Genomic DNA, 17,732 nt, shown 5'->3' on the forward strand with positions numbered 1-17,732 from the left:
TCGATCAACGGGTTCGGCGGACTACTGGATCAGCGGGTGGCGGACGCCCGCTTCTTGTTCCAGACGTCGAACGCGACAGCCAGGAGCAGCACGATGCCCTTGACGACCTGCTGCACGGACTGGTCGATGCCCATGAGCGACATGCCGTTCGACATGACGGCCATGATCAGGCCACCGACCATCGCGCCCGTCACGGTGCCGATGCCACCGGTCACCGCAGCGCCACCGATGAAGCAGGCTGCGATGGCGTCGAGCTCGAGAGCGTTGCCGGCGCCCGGCTGGGCCGCGCTCGACCGGGCCGAGAACACGATGCCCGCGACCGCAGAGAGGAAGCCCATGTTCACGAACATCCAGAAGTTCACGCGCTTCACGCGGACGCCGGAGAGCTGCGCCGCGGCGAGGTTGCCGCCGATGGCGTAGACGTGCCGGCCGAACACGCTGTGCTTGGTGACCATGGTGTACGCCAGCACGAGCACACCGAGGATGATGAGCACCAGCGGCAGGCCGCGCGAGGTGGCGAGCTGCCACGCGAACCACATGACGACGGCGGCGATCACCACGAGCCGGAGCACGAAGAACGGAGCGGCCTCGACAGCCTGGTTGTACGAGATGCGCGCGCGGCGGTTACGCCACGAGTTGTAGGCGAAGCCGAGGATGCCGATACCGAAGATGACCAGCGTGAACACGTCGTAGCCGGCTCCGCCGAGCAGGCCGTTGAAGAAGCCCGAGGCGATCCGCGAGTACTCCGACGGGAACGGCGACAGCGAGATGTTGTTCAGCACCTGCAGCGTCAGCCCGCGGAACAGGAGCATGCCGGCCAGGGTCACGATGAACGCCGGGATGCCTACGTAGGCCACCCAGAAGCCCTGCCAGGCGCCGACCAGCAGGCCGGTGCCGACCGCCGCGAGCACGCCGACCCACCAGGGCATGCCTTCCCGGATGACGACCACCGCCGCGACCGCGCCCGTCAGTGCGACCACCGACCCCACGGACAGGTCGATGTGGCCGCCGATGATGATGATGACCATGCCGATCGCGAGGATCAGGATGTACGAATACTGCAGCACCAGGTTGGTGATATTTGTGGGGCCGAGCAAGGTCCCGCCCGTCAGCACCGTGAACAGCACGATGATTGCGACGAAGGCAATGTAGATGCCGCTCTGGCGCAGGTTCCTCGTGAAGAGGTCCTTGAGGCTTGCGATACCGGTCATGACTGGTTCTCCTGCGTCATGAGTGCCATGAGTCCTTCCTGAGTGGCGGAGTCAACGGAGACCTCGCCAGTGATGCGGCCGAAGGCCAGCGTGTAGATGCGGTCACAGATGCCGAGGAGCTCGGGGAGCTCCGAGGAGATGACCAGCACGGCCTTCCCTTCGGCAACCAGCTTGTTGATGATGGTGTAGATCTCGTACTTCGCACCGACGTCGATGCCGCGGGTCGGCTCGTCGAGGATGAGCACCTCAGGCTTGGTGTTCAGCCACTTCGACAGCACCACCTTCTGCTGGTTGCCGCCGGACAGCTTGTTGACCTCCACCAGCACGCTAGGGGTGCGGATGTTCATCGACTCGCGGTACTCGCCCGCGACCTTGAGCTCCTCGTGCTCGTTGACCCAGCCGTTCTTGGCCAGCTTGCCGAGGCTGGCCGCAGAGATGTTGCGGCGGACGTCCTCGATGAGGTTGAGGCCGTAGTGCTTGCGGTCCTCGGAGACGTACGCGATGCCGGACCGGATCGCGTCCGGCACCGACTTCGGGTCGATCTCCTTGCCGTGCACGTACGCCTTGCCGGAGATGTCGCGGCCGTACGAGCGGCCGAAGAGGGACATCGCGAGCTCGGTGCGCCCGGCGCCCATGAGACCGGCGATGCCGACGACCTCGCCCGCGCGCACGGTCAGGTTCGCCTTGTCGACGATGACCCGCCCCTGCTGGGTCGGGTGGTACACGGTCCAGTCCTCCACGCGGAGCACCTCCTCGCCCGGGTGCGAATCGCGCTCGGGGTAGCGGTGCTCCAGGTCGCGGCCGACCATGCCGCGGATGATCCGGTCCTGCAGGTCCCCCTCCGGGGCCCCGGGGCCGTTCATCTCGATCGTCTCGATGGACTGCCCGTCGCGGATGATCGTGGTGCGGTCCGCGATCTCGGCGATCTCGCCCAGCTTGTGGGAGATCATGATCGAGGTGATCCCCTGCGCCTGGAACTGCCGGAGCAGGTCGAGCAGGTGCTCGGAGTCGTTGTCGTTGAGGGCCGCGGTCGGCTCGTCGAGGATGAGCAGGCTCACATCCTTCGAGATCGCCTTGGCGATCTCGATGAGCTGCTGCTTGCCGACGCCGAGCACGGAGACCGGTACGGTCGGCTCCTCCTTCAGGCCGACGCGCTCCAGCAGCTGGGCCGCCTCCTGGTTGGTGCGGTTCCAGTCGATGGCGCCGCCGCCCCGCCGACGCTCGTTGCCGAGAAAGATGTTCTCGGCGATCGAAAGGTACGGGACCAGCGCGAGCTCCTGGTGGATGATCACCACCCCGCGCGCCTCGGAGTCGTTGATCGACCCGAACTCGGCGTTCTCGCCGTCGAGCACGATGTCGCCCTCGTAGGTGCCGTGCGGGTACACACCCGAGAGCACCTTCATGAGGGTGGACTTACCCGCCCCGTTCTCGCCGCAGATCGCGTGGATCTCGCCGCGGCGGACGGTGAGGTTGACGTCCTGGAGCGCCTTGACCCCAGGGAAGGTCTTGGTAATGCCCCGCATCTCGAGGATGTCGGTCGGCGCCGTTTCGGCCATGCCAGTCCTTGTCGCGTATTGGTCGCGCACGGAGGTTCGCGCTTACTTGAAGATGATGCCCGACGCCGGAGCGTGGGGCCCGGGCGAGCGCCCCACCCCGGCCTGTGGCTGGGGTGGGGCGCCCGTACGGGCTCGGCGTCGGACCGGGCGTGCTAGGGAGGATCAGCCCGCGTCCTGGCCGGAAGCGACCTCTTCCTCGGTCCAGTAGCCGGTCTCCACAAGGGCTTCGTTGATGTTCTCCTTGTAGACGATCACCGAGTCCAGGAGGTACGACGGGACGATGATCTCGCCGTTGTCGTACGACTCGGTGTCGTTCGCCTCGGGCTCCTCACCGTTCAGGTAAGCCTGGGTGGCGATGACGGCCTGCTCGGCGAGCAGACGCGTGTCCTTGAAGATCGTGGCGTACTGCACGCCGTCGGCGATCATCTTGACCGACGCGATCTCGGCGTCCTGGCCGCTGACGACCGGCAGCGGCTTGTCGCCCTCGCCGTACCCGGCGTTCTGCAGGGCGGTGATGATGCCGCGCGACAGGCCGTCGTACGGGGACAGCACGCCGTCCAGGACCTCACCCTGGTTGTACGTCTCGGTCAGCAGGTCCTCCATGCGCTTCTGGGCGGTCTCCTGCTGCCACCGCAGCGTCGCGGCCTGCTCGATGTCCGTCTGTCCGGACGGGACGACGATCGTGCCGTCGTCGAAGTACGGCTGGAGCACATCCATCGCGCCGTCCCAGAAGAAGTGCGCGTTGTTGTCGTCCAGCGAGCCGGCGAACAGCTCGACGTTGAACGGGCCCTTGGGCGCGTCCGCGACCTCTTCGCCCTCCGGGCCGACGAGCCCCAGGCCCGCGAGGACCGACGTGGCCTGCTGCTGCCCGACCTTGAAGTTGTCGAACGACACGTAGAAGTCCACCGTGTCCGAGTCCCGGATCAGGCGGTCGTACGAGATCACCGGGATGTCGGCTGCCTGGGCGGCGTCGAGCTGCGTGCCCAGCGCCGTGCCGTCGATGGCCGCGATGATCAGGGCGTCCGCGCCGCCGGTGATCATGTTGTCAACCTGCTGCTGCTGCGTCGGGATGTCGTCGCCCGCGAACTGCAGGTCGACGTCGTACCCGGCTTCCTTGAGGCCCTTCTCGACGGCGTCGCCGTCGGCGATCCAGCGCTCCGAGGTCTGCGTAGGCATGGCGACGCCCACCATCGGGGTCTCACCCTCGTCGTTGCCTCCGCCGCCACCGGCACCGCCACCACCGCACGCGGCAAGCGACACGGCCATCGCGCCCGTTGCCAGCGCGGCCAGACCGCGTGTGGCCCACAGCTTCCTTGCCATGACTTCTCCTCTTCGAGTTTCTCCGGGCACTTCTCTGCGACCCGGCCGACTACCGATTGTTAACGCTCACACGAGCGTTGGTCAAAATCGTGTCGGGTGAACTCCGCCACGATTGATCGGTGACGCTATCACCGTAGTCGCGGTTGAGGAAAAGTAACGACAGGATCTCGGATGGTTACGGCATCGATACCGTCCGGGTCGTGTCAAGGAAGCCTTGATCCTGGATCCCCCCGGCACACGCCTCCCCGCAGGCCTCCCCGGCGACAGCCCGCCCTGCGAGCACCGCTCGAGGGCAGCAACGCCCCGACCAGCGGAACTACACAGAGGTAAGGTGCGGTGCCCGATCCGCGCACCGGACCTTGCTCGGCTCCGCGCCGTGGTGGAAAGGGCTTACCAACGCGGCTGCTCAGCCCGTTACCGGCGACTCTCCAGAGCCCGCAGCACGGCCAGGATCAGGGAAAAGTGTTTCACGTGGCGAGACGTGACACGCGGCACAGTCACGATCTCGGACCGCAAAAGCGGCAGAACCACCTGAGAAGAACCGGCGGATCTCACCCGCCCCAGCCATGGCGGACGGGGCCGTCGCGTCAACGCCCTAGCGAGATCGTGTCGCTCCGCGGGTTCGCGCGGATTCTCTTCACCGTTGTAAAAGGCCGGATGGCTTTTGTTGCGAGTACTCGTCGACCTGACAAAAGGGTTCAACGTCGATGATGGGTAATACGATAGGCAATCCGTTTTAGATGCCAATTACGTAACATTCTGCCGATCACGCGCGGGCGGCCACGCGGACGCCACCACCTCGGTCCCGCCCTCCTGGACAGCGACCACCCGCTCACGCTCGCCCGGGGCGACGTCGCCCGTCGACTCCCGGCCGATGATCCGCGAGTCGGGCACCACCCTCCGGAACGGCGCCTGGTCGTCGCCGGCCGCGCCGATGCGCTCCACCATCAGGTCCACGGCGGTGCGCGCGATCTGGTCCCGGCCCGGGTCCACGGAGGACAGGGCGGGGACCGAGTACTTAGCGTCGTCGACGTCGTCGAACCCGATGAGAGCGACCTCCCGCGGGACGTCGATCCGGTGCGCGTGCAGGGCGTGGAGCGCACCCAGCGCCAGCGCGTCGTTGAGCGCGAAGACGGCGTCGACCTCCACCCCGTCGTCGAGCATGCGGCTCATCGCCTCGGCGCCCGTGGACCGGTGCCAGAGGCCCGCCTCGCCGATCAGGGCGGGGTCGTGAGGCAGCCCGGCCTCCGCCAGACCCTCCAGGTAGCCGGTCGTGCGGAGCGCCGCCGACCCGACCTGCTCGCCCGCGTGCGCCCCGATCAGGGCGATCCGACGGCGGCCGAGCGAAGCCAGGTGCAGCGTCGCCGCCTTGGCCGCGGCCACGTTGTTCATCGTCACGTGGTCGGCGGGCGCCCCGAACACGCGCTCGCCGAGGATCACCAGCGGGTACTCCACGGTGAACAGGCCGAGGTCGTCGGGCCCAAGGGCCAGCGGCGAGAAGATCAGCCCATCGGTGAGGTGCCGGCGCCGGCCGGAGAGCACCTCGGTCTCCCGCTCGCGGCTGGCGCTGGTCTGCTCGATGAGCACGGTCCACCCGGCGTCGTCGGCGGCGGAGATGACGGCGTCGGCCAGCTCCGCGAAGTACGGGAGCGAGAGCTCCGGCACCGCGAGCGTGATCAGGCCGGTGCGGCGCGTGCGGAGGTTCCGGGCGGACATGTTGACGCGATAGCCCAGGTCGTCGATCGCCGACTCGACCCGCTGCCGGGTCTCCGCTCGGATGTACGGGTAGCCGTTCACCACGTTCGACACGGTCTTGATGGACACACCAGCGCGCTGCGCCACATCGTGCATCGTCACGGCCACGCTGCCAGCCTCCGGTTCCGAGTTTTCCCACAGAGTAGAGGACGGCGTCGCTCCCGCGTCGTCGATCGGATAGTGTGCAACGTTGTAGAGCCCGACCCATCAGCGAGGAACAATGCAGACCTCCCCCGCCCGCGTCCTGTTGCACCCCGACTTCACCGTCGGCACCGTCGACCGCCGCCTGTTCGGCTCCTTCGTGGAGCACCTGGGCCGCGCGGTCTACACGGGCATCCACGAACCCGGCCATCCGACGGCGGACGGCCACGGCTTTCGCCGCGACGTCGCCGACCTGACCCGCGAGCTCGGCGTCACGACGGTCCGGTACCCGGGCGGCAACTTCGTGTCGAACTACCGGTGGGAGGACGCCGTCGGGCCCGTGGAGCAGCGCAAGCCGTTCCTCGATCTCGCCTGGCGCACCGTTGAGCCCAACGTCGTGGGGACCGACGAGTTCCTGCAGTGGGCCGAGCGCGAGGGCATCCAGCCGATGATGGCGGTCAACCTCGGCACCCGCGGCGTCGAGGAGGCCGTGGCCCTGCTCGAGTACTGCAACGGCGAGGCCGGCACCCGCTGGGCCGACCTGCGCATCGCGAACGGCCGCGAGAAGCCGTACGACGTCAAGCTCTGGTGCCTGGGCAACGAGATGGACGGCCCGTGGCAGGTCGGCCGCAAGGACGCGCACGAGTACGGCAAGCTCGCCCGCAACGCCGGGCGCGCGATGAAGCAGGTGGACCCGTCGATCGAGCTGGTGGCGTGCGGATCGTCGTCCATGGAGATGCCGACGTTCGGCGAGTGGGAGCGCACCGTCCTGGAGTACACGTACGACCTCGTGGACCACATCTCGATGCACGCCTACTACCACGAGGTGGACGGCGACCGCGCGTCGTTCCTCGGGTCGGGCACGGCGATGGACCGGTTCATCGAACGGGTGGCGGCGTCGGCCGACGCCGTGGGCGCGCAGAGCCGCTCCGACAAGCGCATCACCATCTCGTTCGACGAGTGGAACGTCTGGTACCAGAGCCGCTTCCCGGGCGAGGACAACCTGCCGATCCAGAAGGACGCGCCGCGCATCATCGAGGACGTCTACTCGGGGCTCGACGCCGTGGTGGTTGGCGACCTCCTGGTCACCCTGCTGAACCACGCCGACCGCGTGCCGGTCGCCTGCCTCGCCCAGCTCGTCAACGTGATCGCGCCGATCATGACCGAGCCCGGCGGCGAGGCCTGGCGCCAGCCCACGTTCCACCCCTTCGCGACGACGGCACGGCTCGCCCAGGGCGACGCGCTCGACCTGCGCGTGTCCGCGCCGACCATCACGACCAAGGCCCACGGCGAGGTGCCTGCAGTGACGGCGGCGGCCACGCTGGCGGACGGCGCCGTGGCCCTGTTCCTGACGAACCGCTCCGCGGAGCCGGTCGAGGTCGAGGTGGCGCACCTGGGTGCGGCGCTCGAGATCGCCGAGGGCTGGTCCATGACCGCTGACCACGAGCCCGCCGTCGTCGGGCCCGAGCACGCCGAGAAGGTGACCGCCGAGCACTGGGGCGAGTTCGACGTCGCCGGGCGCGTGGCCGGCGACGCTGGTGCGTCGAGCACGACGGTGACGCTGCCGCCGGAGTCCTGGACCGCCCTGTCGGGAACCCTCACCTCGCCGAAGTAAAACTCTGGCGAGATAGAACTGTGGCGAGATAGAAGCCCAGCTGGGCTGGGGTATCTATCTCGCCACAGTTCTACTTCGCTGCAGTTCTATCTCGCTGCAGTTCTATCTCGCTGCAGTTCTATCTCGCTGCAGTTCTATCTCGCTGCAGTTCTAATCCGCCCTACTTCGGCACGGGTCAGGTCTTGCTGTCGAAACCGAAGCCGCCGTCCGCCTCGGCGGCGCGCCAGAAGTCGCGCAGCATCTCCTCCGGGGTGTGGAGATTGTGCCGGCTCGCCACCGGCTCCGCGTCGCCCGAGATGGCCTTGACCTCGTCGTGGATGCGTTCCATCGAGGTGTCGAGCGACCAGGCGACGTCCGCCGCGAGCTTGAGCGAGTCCGTGAGGTGCCGGGGCACGTCGCCGTCGTACTTGTAGTAGATCTTGTGCTCGAGGCTGGCCCAGAAGTCCATGGCGATCGTGCGCAGCTGGATCTCGACGATGACGTTCTCGACCCGGTCGGACAGGAACACCGGGATCTGCACGATGAGGTGCAGCGACTTGTACCCGGTCCCCTTCGGGTGCTTGATGTAGTCCCGCTCCTCCAGGAGCGTCATGTCCGACTGCTTCAGGATCATGTCGCGGACCAGGTAGATGTCGTTGACGAAGCTGCAGGTGATCCGCACCCCGGCGATGTCGAACATCTGCGCCCGGACGCCCTCCGGCGTCAGCGGGATGCCCTTGCGCCGGCACTTGGCGACTATCGACTCGAACGACTTGAGCCGCGACCCCACGTGCTCCACGGGGTTGTAGTTCTGCATGTGCCGGAACTCGTCCCGCAGGATCGAGACCTTGGTCATGACCTCGTCGATCCCGAACTTGTAGGTCAGCACCAGCCGGCGCAGCTCGACCACCAGTGTTCGGAGCTCGGCAGGATCGGGTATCGGGTGTTCCCGGACGTCCTCGGGGAGCTTGCTCACAGGACCACCGTACGGGTACGCGGCGGTGCTGGGGGCTGAAAAGGCCCCGCTGGTCGAGCTTGTCGGGACCTGGGTCTCGACAAGCTCGACCAGCGGGGGACAAGCCCGACAGCGGGGCCCGCCACTGGCCATCAGCCTGCGTCTGCCTCCGACAGCCGGAGGAACGTGATCGAGTGGGCCGGGAAGTCGTAGCTGAACCCGGAACCGCCGTCGGACGGCGACACGTCGAGCGTCGTCGGCCCCTCGGCGGGCACCACCCGTTCGGGCTGGGTCTTGGTGTTCATCGCCGACGGCGCCCCGCTCATCTCGATGACCTCAGCCTCAGGAGCGACCGAGTACCCGTCGACCGAGACCGCCGTACGTGCCACGGAGTCGTACGGGTTGACGACCTTGAGCACCAGCTCACCCGTCTCCGCGTCCCGGGTGACCACCTGGTACAGCGACTCGGTGGTCGGCTCGGTGTACGTCATCTGCAGCGCACCGTCGAGGTAGAGCTTTATGGTCCGCCCGGAGACCACGACCTTCACGTGGTAGTCCCGGCCCGTCTCCATACGGTGCCCCTCGACGGCCGCGACCTCGTTGGCGGAGCTGTTGTCAGCCCGCTGCAGCGCCTGCCGGCTGTTGTTCCACCCACCGAGGTTCCACCAGTAGAAGTCGTCCCGGCCGCCGGCGGCGAAGCCGACGAGGAACGCCTCGCTACCGCCCAGCTTCCGGGCGTCGAGCTCCAGGGTGTAGTTGTCCCAGTCCTTGGTGTAGGCGTCCGTGATGATCGAGCGGGCGTCGGTGACGTTCCCGGCCGACTGCACGTACTCGCCGTTCTGGACACCCCACGTCCCGGCCTGCGGCTGCCACTGGCCCGCGTCCCCGAACGAGTCGGAGAAGAGCACCTCGCCGGACTCGTTGTCGGTGACCACCACGTCGTCGTACGCGGCCTGGGTGTTCCAGGTCGAGAGGAAGACGCCACCCGAGATGTTCTCGGGCGCCTCCTCCGGGCCGTCGTGCGTGGACGGGACCACCTGGTCGCCGGTGTTCGTCATGAACATCTTCTGCGTGTAGTACGACGTCGAGCCCCACGACTGGTCGTTGTCGAACCACATCAGGTCTGGGGACCACTGGACGTAGTCCTCGTTGGCGAACATCGGCGCGTAGGAGGCGAGCTCCACCACGTCGGCGTTGCGCTCGATACCGGTCATGTACGCGGCCTCGGACAGCGAGTTGGACCAGGCGTTGCCGCGCGAGGCGTACTCGCCGAGGAACACGTGCGGGCCCTCGCGGTCGTAGGAGTCGTAGCGCTCCGTGTTGCTGAGGAACCACGAGGGGTCGTTGTAGTAGTGCTCGTCGACCATCTCGACGCCCTGCTCGCGGTTGTACTTCCACAGCTCGTCGAACCGGGCGCCGGCGTCGTCGGGGCCGGTGTTGGAGATCACCGTGACCTCCGGGTGCGCCTCCTCGACGGCGTCGCGGAACCGCGGGAAGTTGGCCTCGAACGTGCGGGTGTTCTCCTCGTTGCCCAGGCCGATGTACTTCAGGTCGAACGGCTCCGGGTGCCCCAGCGCTGCGCGCTTCGCGCCCCACTCGGTGTCCACGGACCCGTTGGCGAACTCGATGAGGTCGACGGTGTCCTGCACCCAGCGGTCGATGCGGACGTCGTCCGTCATCTCGGGGATCCTGCTGCCACAGCCGTTGGCACCCACCGACAGCACGGGCAGCGGCGTCGCCCCCAGGTCCTCGGCGAACTCGAAGTACTCGAGGTAGCCCAGGCCGTAGGTCTGGTTGTAGCCCCAGAAGTTCCAGTTGGTCGGGCGCTCCTCGACCGGCCCGATGGTCTCCTTCCACTGGTACGTCCGACGGCGGTCCGCGCCGTCCGACTCCAGGTACGTGTCGAACGTGCCGACGTTGGTGACGCACCCGCCTGGGAACCGCAGGAAGGACGGGTCCAGCTCAGCGACCTTCTCCGCGAGGTCCTTGCGCAGGTCCGACCGCCCGTTGACCGGGCCGACCCACGTGTCGCGCGGGAACAGGGAGACCATGTCGAGGCGCAGCGTGCCGGCCGCGCCGCCCGTCACCACGAGCCGGGCGTCGTTCGCCGTCCCGCGGGCCGTGAGCTTCGCCGTGTGCTTCTTCCACAGGTCCTCGCCGTTCACCCACACCGTGGTGGACGCGTAGGTGGTGCCGCCGTCCGGGGACTCGAGGCTCACCCGGAGCTGCTGTCCCCGGTCGCTGCGCGCGAAGACCGAGAAGTCGTACTTCTCGCCCTCCTCGATCGCGAAGCCCTCGTTGTAGCTCGCGTTGCGCACGCCGACGCCGCGGCCGTCGGCCTGGACGGTCAGGTAGGCCCGGTTGGCGTCGTTGAGCCACTCGCCGCGCTCGGACTGCACCTGGGCGGTGCCCGCGCCTCCGCGCTGCACCACTTCCCAACCCGTCATGCCGGTGAAGTTCCGGTTGTCCGTGGCCGCGAACTCGAAGGACCGGTTGCGGACCAGCTCGGCGTACAGGCCGCCGTCGGCCGCGTAGTTGATGTCCTCGTAGAAGACGCCGTACAGGTCGTCGCTCATCTCCGTGCCGGCGGCCGCCGCATCGACGTCGAGCGTGTGCTCCTGGATCGGGGTCTCGGCCGGCGGGTACGCCGCCAGCAGCGCGGCCTTCTCCTCGGCGGTGATCGGCAGGACCGTCCCGTGCCGGGGGCTGGCCGGCAGGATCGCGTCGAGGTTGGCCGTCCACTTGCCGCTGCTCAGGTCGTCGGACTCGAAGAGCATGTAGCCCTGGCCGCCGTGGTAGCTCGGCTGGTCCTGCAGCAGGAACCAGCGGTCGTCGGTGAGCGACGGGAACAGCGTTGGCCCCTCGCCGCCGGTGAACGTGCCGCCCCAGGGGTTGGGCTGCCCGAATCCGACACGCTCGGCGATGAGGTCCCAGCCGTCGCCCTCGGTCACGCCCTGCGTGCGGCGCAGGTCGGTGGACGACTCCTGCCGCATGCCCATGTACGACTCGTCCTTGGTGAGACGGTAGTAGACGCCGTCCTCCTCCTGGACCGTGGAGTCGATCATGCCGAGCCCGTTGCCCTGCGGCTCGTCGATCCACGGCTGCGGCTCCGAGAACGTCTCGAAGTCCGTGGTGGTCGCGTACAGCATGCGCTGGTACGACGTCCGGATGTCACGCTCCGCGGGCGGGACGTCGGCCGGGTACAGGGCGGAGGCCCAGTACACGACGAACTCGCCGGCCGCCTCGTCCCAGTACGCCTCGGGCGCCCACAGGTTGCCGGCGTTCTCGGGGGCCAGCTCGATCTCGCGCTGTTCGCCCCAGTTCACCAGGTCTGTCGACTCCCAGACCATGAGCGACCGGCTGCCCGTCTCCTGGGCGTCGCCGAAGTTGCCGCCGCCGTAGATCTGCAGGTCCGTCGCGAGCAGGTAGTACGTGCCGTCGCCGCCGCGGATCAGGAACGGGTCGCGCAGGCCCTTCGTGCCAAGGTCGGAGCTGAGCACCGGCTTGCCGCCGTTCAGCGTGGTCCACTCCAGCGGGTCCGGTCCGTCCGAGACCGCGAACGAGATGGTCTCGCCGTCGGCGGTGGACTCGCCCGTGAAGTAGGGGAAGAAGTAGGCGGCGTAGTCGCCGTCCGCAGCGGCGGCCGACGTCGCCCCCACCGCACTGTCGGACGCCGCGACGGAGACCGCCGCGGTCGGGGCCACGAGCCCCAACGTGAGGGCGCCGGCGAGCAACAGCCGCCGTGATCGCCCTGGTGGGTGCATGTACATCGATGTACTCCTTTGTCATCGGAACGCCCGGCGACATTCGCCGGGCTCGGGCTTCGGAGAGCGGTAGTACCCCGCGCCGACCGGTCATCACTGACCGGTCGGCGCGGGGCCTCGTCACGCAGGACGGTTACGACGCCGCGTGCAGGATCCACTTCTGGACGGCGTTACCGTTGTCCGTGTACTGGGAGATGCGCGCGCCGGGTTCCGTGGCGTGGTCGTACAGGTCCAGCGCCTTGCCCGATCTACGGTTCAGGAAAGTCACCGTCCCGTCACTGTTGGTGCGCACCTGGAACTGTTGGTTGGTTCCTCCGGTACGGGTCCATTGAATGACGTCGGCCCCGTTGGCCGTACTCGCACCCGACACGTCCAGCACGAGCCCCGAGTGCCGTGCCTCGATCGTGTAGTAGCCGCCACCCGCGTCGGCGAAGCGGAACTGCTGATTGGTGCCGCCCCAGGAGCCCCACTGGGTCAGCCGCGCGCCCGCCGCGGTGGACCGCCCGGCGATGTCCCACACGAGGCCCGAGTGCGCGGACTCGACCGAGTACCAGGTCCCCGTCTGCAGGGTGTCCGAGCCACCCCACTTCGCGAGCAGCCGGTCGTACTCGGCCTGGGTGACCGGCAGGACGGTGCCATGCCGCGGGTTGGTGGGCATGTCGTAGTCGGACACCGGGGTCCAGACCCCGGAGGCCAGGTTCGTCGTCTGGAACGGCACGTACCCCCGGCCGCCGAACTCGTCGATGAACAGGTACCAGCGATCCTCGGTGTTGGACTTGAAGATCGTGGGACCCTCGCCCGCGCTGACCTGACCCTTTCCGATGCAGTCGGCGATGAAGTCCCAGCTCGTGTCGCGCAGGTCGGTCGCCCGCTCGGCGGTGATGAACTTGCCGCACGGGGAGCTGCCGGAGTTGGAACGCTCGTCCTTGGTGAGGCGGTAGTACGAGCCGTTGTGCTGCGTCACCGTCGAGTCGATCACCGAGTACCCCGGGTCGACCCAGACCTGAGCCTGGCTGAACGTGTTGAAGTCACTGGTGGTCGCGTACATCATGCGGTTGTGCGTCGAGCCGGTGTGGTTCGGGTCGCTCTCCGCGTACAGCTTGGAGGCCCAGAACACGACGAACTCGCCGCGGGCCTCGTCCCAGTACGCCTCGGGCGCCCAGGTGTTACCGGCCGTGGGCGGCGACACCAGCTCCAGCCGCGGCTGCGACCAGGTCACCAGGTCGCTCGACTCCCACACCACGATGTTCCGCGAGCCGTGCCGCTGGGCGCCGTCCCAGTCCCCGTTGCCGTGAATCTTCAGGTCGGTGGCGATCTGGTAGAACCGGCCGGTCTCCGGGTTCCGGATGATGAACGGGTCCCGCACACCGCCGGTCCCGACGTTCGAGGTGAGCACCGGCCGGTTGCCGTTGAGGTCGATGTAGTGCAGCGGGTCGTTGCCGCGGCTCAGGCCGAAGTAGATCTGCTCGCTGTCAGCCGAGCTCTCCCCGGTGAAGTAGGAGAACAGGTAGCCGACGTACGGCTCGTCGGCCGCCGAGGCCGCCGGCGCGGTAGCGGTCGCGGCCCCTGTGGCCGCCGCTCCTACGAGCGCCAGCCCCGCGGCTATCGCCGCCCACCACCGTGTACGTGGCTTTCTCATGGTCATTCCTCCGTCACGTCGTTGTGCCAGCAATTCGGCCCGTCGGGAGCCAACAGGATCGTTCATCGTTGTACTGCGATTCACGTCTTTGTGGAATGGTCGCGGGCGGTATCACGGCCCTGACTCGGCGCACCGAAAACACCGAGTCAGGGCCGTGGGTCCGGTCAGGTCTTGCGGAGGCTCAGCGCGCGCTGGAGCAGCACGAAGATCAGCAGCAGGACGCCGATCACGATCCTGGTCCACCAGGAGCTGAGCGTGCCCTCGAACGTGATGATGGTCTGGATCAGACCGAGCACCAGCACGCCGAGCACGGAGCCGAGCACAAACCCGGTGCCGCCGGTCAGCAGCGTGCCGCCGATGACGACCGCCGCGATGGCGTCGAGCTCCATGCCGACGCCGGTCAGCGAGTAGCCGGACCGCGAGTACATCGCGAACAGCAGGCCGCCGAGCCCGGCGCACGTGCCGCTCACCACGTAGGCGAGCACCTTGGTGCGGGCCACGGGCAGACCCATGAGCAGCGCGGACTGCTCGCCGCCGCCGATCGCGTACACCGTGCGGCCGAACCGCGTGAAGTGCAGGGCCAGGAAGGCGATGCCCACCACGACGAGCGCGATCAGCACGCCGGAGGACATGCGCCACCCCGCGAAGATCTGGACCCAGCCGGCGAGCTCGACGAACGACGCGTTGTCGATGGCTATCGACTCCGGCGCGATGACGAAGCAGAGCCCGCGCGCGAAGAACATCCCCGCGAGCGTTGCCACGAACGGCTGCACCTGGAAGTAGTGGACCATCACGCCGTGCGCCAGGCCGATCACCGTCCCGGCGCCCACGGCGACCGGGAGCACCACGGCCACCGGCAGGCCGGCCTGGAGCAGGGCCGCGGTGATCACCGTGGACAGCGCCAGGACCGACCCGACCGACAGATCGATCCCGCCGGTGAGGATGACGAACGTCAGACCCACCGCGAGCACGATGAGGTGCGCGTTGTTGATGAACAGGTTGGACACCACGGCGGGCGTGAGGAAGTTCTCGTACCGGGTGCCGCCCACGATGAGCATGAGCGCGAGCACCACGAACGTGCCCAATACCGGTAGGTACCGGCGGTCCAGCCGAGTGGGGATCTTCAGCGCGCGGCGCGCGCGGGCGGGGGCCGTCGTCGTCATCGGGCCTTCACCTCCGTGGAGTCGGGGCGCGCAGCGGGCTGCGGCTCGGGCGGTGTCACGGCCTGGCGGCGGGTCGCCGCCGTGAGCCGCTCCCGCATCCTGGGTGACTGCAGCAGCGTCACCACGATGACGACCAGGGCCATGAACAGGGGCGTGACCAGCGGCGAGATGCCGAGGACGGTGACGGTCCGCTCGAGCGTCGCGATGACGAGCGCTCCGACCAGGGTGCCCGACAGGTTGAACTTGCCGCCCGAGAGCGCCGTCCCGCCGATGACTACCGCCAGGATCGCGTCGAGCTCGATGAACACGCCGGCGTTGTTGGCGTCGGCGGCCATGGTGTCGGCGCTGATGAGCAGACCCGCCAGGCCGGCGAACAGGCCCGAAGCCGTGTACACGGTCCAGGTCAGCGTCTTGGACCGCACGCCGGAGAGCCGGCTCGCGGCCGGGTTGATACCCGTCGCCTCCAGGAGCATGCCGAGCGCGGTGCGCCGCACCACGAACGCGACCACTGCGAACACGCCGAACGCGATGACCGCGGCGACGGGCAGGCCGAGCCAGAACCCCGAGCCGAGCACCTTGAACGGCGCGCTGTTGATGGTGGTGATCATGCCGCCCGTGATGAGCATGGCGACGCCGCGGCCCGCCGTCATCAGGATGAGCGTGGCGATGATCGGCTGGATCCCGAGGACCGAGACCAGGAACCCGTTCCAGACGCCCAGCACGAGGCACAGCGCCAGGGCCATGGCGATCGCGGTGAGCACGGTGACCGGTGACTCGGGGTTCGGCGACGACGCGATGTGCGACAGCGCCACCGCCCCAGAGACCGCGACCACAGCGCCGACCGACAGGTCGATGCCGCGCGTCGCGATGACCAGCGTCATGCCGAGGGCGACCAGCAGCAGCGGCGCCGTCGCCCGCAGGATGTCGACCGGGGCGCCGAACAGGTGGCCGTCCCGGATCGTGATCGAGAGGAAGCTGGGCCGGGCCACCGTGTTGGCGACCAGCAGGGCGACCAGGGCGGCCACCGGCCAGAACAGGTGATGGCGAAGTACGTTGTTCACTTTGCCCCACCTCCGGCGATGAGGTCGACCACCTGGTCCATCGTGGCTCCTCCTCCATCGATCTCCGCCACCTTGCGGCGGTCCCGCATCACGGCGATGCGGTGCGATATGCGCAGCACTTCTTCAAGCTCAGCGGAGATGAAGACGACGGACATGCCGTCGGCGGCCAGGTCGGCCACGAGCTTCTGGATCTCCGCCTTGGCGCCCACGTCGATGCCGCGGGTGGGCTCGTCCAGGACGAGCAGCTGGGGTGCGGTGGAGAGCCACCGCGCGAGCAGCACCTTCTGCTGGTTGCCGCCGGACAGGTTGCGCAGCAGCGCCTCCGGGTTCGCGGGCCGGATACCGAGCTGTTCGATGTACTTCGCGACCAGCTCGTCCACCTGCTTGCGGGGCAGGGGGCGCATCCAGCCGCGCTCAGCCTGGAGCGCGAGCACTATGTTCTCCCGCACGGTGAGGCCGTCCACGACACCCTCGCCCTTGCGGTCCTCGGACGTGAACGCGATGCGATGGCGCATCGCCGCGCGCGGTGTGCGCAGGCGAGTCGGCTGCCCGGCCACGCGGGTCTGTCCGACGTCGGCCCGGTCGGCGCCCGTGAGCAGGCGCGCCAGCTCCGAACGACCCGAGCCGAGCAGACCGGCGAGGCCCACGACCTCGCCCTCGTAGAGGTCGAGGTCGAACGGCTGCACCGAACCCTTGCGGCCCAGGCCGACGACCTGCAGCAGCGGCGTCGCGCCGGCGGGCCGCTCGACGTGCTCGACCACCTCCTCGGCGGCCTCCAGCACCTCCATGGAGCGGCCGATCATGTGCTGCACCAGCTCGGCGGCCGGCAGGTCCGCGGTGGCGAACTCCCCCACGAGGCCGCCGTTGCGCAGCACGGTCATGCGGTCGGACACCTCGTACACCTGGTCGAGGAAGTGGCTCACGAACAGGATCGCCACGCCTTCGTCGCGCAGGGCGCGCATGACCTTGAACAGGTGCGCCACCTCGTCGGTGTCCAGGCTGGAGGTGGGCTCGTCGAGGATGAGCACCTTGCAGTCGCCCACCGTGGCGCGGCAGATCGCGACGAGCTGCTGCACCGCCAGGGAGTGGGACCCCAGCGACGACGCCGGGTCGATGCTCAGCCCCATGCGCTTCAGGTGGGTCGCCGCCTGGCTGCGCATCGCTTGCCAGTGCAGGCCGCCCAGCAGGCGCGGCTCCGCGCCGAGCATGATGTTCTCCGCGACCGTGAGGTTCTCGCAGAGATTGACCTCCTGGTACACGGTGCTGACGCCGTGTGCCCGGGCGTCCGCGGGGCCGGTGAACCGGCGCTCGACGCCGTCGACCAGGATCGTGCCCGCCGTAGGCGAGTGGATCCCGGTGAGGGCCTTGATCAGGGTGGACTTACCCGCGCCGTTCTCGCCCATGAGGGCGTGGATCTCGCCGGGGCGAAGGCTGAAATCTACCCCGTCGAGGGCCTTCACCGGAGGAAACTCGACACTGATGCCGGTCATCTCGACGACGGGTGGTGCTGTCTGCTGGGTCATCCTCGACCTTCTGTCTGGCGTGCTGCGGCACCGAGGTGGAGCACCGGCTG

11 protein-coding genes are annotated in these 17,732 nt (G+C 68.3%); 1 reads left to right on the forward strand and 10 read right to left on the reverse strand.

All coding sequences use genetic code 11. The features are described from left to right. Positions 1 to 29: 29 nt before the first annotated feature. The 4 genes from mmsB to IE250_RS06130 form a co-directional block, all read right to left on the reverse strand. Positions 30 to 1,211 (reverse strand): multiple monosaccharide ABC transporter permease, encoded by a 1,182-nt coding sequence (gene mmsB / locus IE250_RS06115; RefSeq protein WP_189668428.1) that lies wholly within the window; start codon positions 1,209 to 1,211, stop codon positions 30 to 32. Further along, positions 1,208 to 2,767, reverse strand: coding sequence for a multiple monosaccharide ABC transporter ATP-binding protein (gene mmsA, locus IE250_RS06120; protein ID WP_189668429.1), 1,560 nt, complete (start codon positions 2,765 to 2,767; stop codon positions 1,208 to 1,210). Before mmsA ends, mmsB begins: the two co-directional genes overlap by 4 nt. A 162-nt stretch (positions 2,768 to 2,929) precedes the next feature. Next, complete coding sequence (gene chvE / locus IE250_RS06125; RefSeq protein ID WP_189668430.1) at positions 2,930 to 4,087, reverse strand: multiple monosaccharide ABC transporter substrate-binding protein; 1,158 nt, start codon at positions 4,085 to 4,087, stop codon at positions 2,930 to 2,932. A 747-nt stretch (positions 4,088 to 4,834) separates the two neighbouring features. Next, on the reverse strand, positions 4,835 to 5,950 hold the full coding sequence (locus IE250_RS06130) for a LacI family DNA-binding transcriptional regulator (RefSeq protein ID WP_189668431.1): 1,116 nt from the start codon (positions 5,948 to 5,950) through the stop codon (positions 4,835 to 4,837). 112 nt (positions 5,951 to 6,062) lie between these two features. On the opposite strand from IE250_RS06130, the gene arfA reads away from it, so the two are divergent. After that, the gene (gene arfA / locus IE250_RS06135; RefSeq protein WP_189668432.1) at positions 6,063 to 7,598 is read left to right on the forward strand and encodes an arabinosylfuranosidase ArfA; all 1,536 of its coding nucleotides are present in this window, start codon (positions 6,063 to 6,065) and stop codon (positions 7,596 to 7,598) included. Positions 7,599 to 7,773: 175 nt separating this feature from the next. Here the strand turns inward: arfA and IE250_RS06140 are convergent, their stop codons facing one another. From IE250_RS06140 to IE250_RS06165, 6 genes are all read right to left on the reverse strand, one after another. Beyond that, positions 7,774 to 8,553, reverse strand: a complete 780-nt coding sequence (locus IE250_RS06140; RefSeq protein ID WP_229872197.1) for a GTP pyrophosphokinase — start codon at positions 8,551 to 8,553, stop codon at positions 7,774 to 7,776. A 131-nt stretch (positions 8,554 to 8,684) separates the two neighbouring features. Next, positions 8,685 to 12,302 carry an alpha-L-arabinofuranosidase family protein gene (locus IE250_RS06145; protein ID WP_229872198.1) on the reverse strand — a complete coding sequence of 1,206 codons (3,618 nt, stop codon included), beginning with the start codon at positions 12,300 to 12,302 and terminating at the stop codon, positions 8,685 to 8,687. A gap of 127 nt (positions 12,303 to 12,429) precedes the next feature. Next, positions 12,430 to 13,935 (reverse strand): RICIN domain-containing protein, encoded by a 1,506-nt coding sequence (locus IE250_RS06150; RefSeq protein WP_229872199.1) that lies wholly within the window; start codon positions 13,933 to 13,935, stop codon positions 12,430 to 12,432. 164 nt (positions 13,936 to 14,099) lie between these two features. Continuing rightward, the gene (gene yjfF / locus IE250_RS06155) at positions 14,100 to 15,098 is read right to left on the reverse strand and encodes a galactofuranose ABC transporter, permease protein YjfF (RefSeq protein WP_189668434.1); all 999 of its coding nucleotides are present in this window, start codon (positions 15,096 to 15,098) and stop codon (positions 14,100 to 14,102) included. Then, positions 15,095 to 16,159 carry an ABC transporter permease gene (locus tag IE250_RS06160; RefSeq protein ID WP_229872200.1) on the reverse strand — a complete coding sequence of 355 codons (1,065 nt, stop codon included), beginning with the start codon at positions 16,157 to 16,159 and terminating at the stop codon, positions 15,095 to 15,097. Before IE250_RS06160 ends, yjfF begins: the two co-directional genes overlap by 4 nt. Further along, complete coding sequence (locus IE250_RS06165) at positions 16,156 to 17,682, reverse strand: sugar ABC transporter ATP-binding protein (RefSeq protein WP_189668435.1); 1,527 nt, start codon at positions 17,680 to 17,682, stop codon at positions 16,156 to 16,158. The genes IE250_RS06160 and IE250_RS06165 overlap by 4 nt, the downstream gene beginning before the upstream one ends. Positions 17,683 to 17,732 lie beyond the last annotated feature (50 nt).

Origin of the sequence: Promicromonospora soli (assembly GCF_014653785.1) — a bacterium.
Classification (GTDB): domain Bacteria; phylum Actinomycetota; class Actinomycetes; order Actinomycetales; family Cellulomonadaceae; genus Promicromonospora; species Promicromonospora soli.

Excerpts from the sequence above, each read along its gene's own strand:
- mmsA (WP_189668429.1), bottom strand. The coding sequence starts at position 2,767 with ATGGCCGAAACGGCGCCGACCGACATCCTCGAGATGCGGGGCATTACC.
- IE250_RS06165 (WP_189668435.1), bottom strand. The coding sequence starts at position 17,682 with ATGACCCAGCAGACAGCACCACCCGTCGTCGAGATGACCGGCATCAGT.
- IE250_RS06145 (WP_229872198.1), bottom strand. The coding sequence starts at position 12,302 with ATGTACATGCACCCACCAGGGCGATCACGGCGGCTGTTGCTCGCCGGC.
- chvE (WP_189668430.1), bottom strand. The coding sequence starts at position 4,087 with ATGGCAAGGAAGCTGTGGGCCACACGCGGTCTGGCCGCGCTGGCAACG.
- IE250_RS06150 (WP_229872199.1), bottom strand. The coding sequence starts at position 13,935 with ATGAGAAAGCCACGTACACGGTGGTGGGCGGCGATAGCCGCGGGGCTG.
- mmsB (WP_189668428.1), bottom strand. The coding sequence starts at position 1,211 with ATGACCGGTATCGCAAGCCTCAAGGACCTCTTCACGAGGAACCTGCGC.
- yjfF (WP_189668434.1), bottom strand. The coding sequence starts at position 15,098 with ATGACGACGACGGCCCCCGCCCGCGCGCGCCGCGCGCTGAAGATCCCC.
- arfA (WP_189668432.1), top strand. The coding sequence starts at position 6,063 with ATGCAGACCTCCCCCGCCCGCGTCCTGTTGCACCCCGACTTCACCGTC.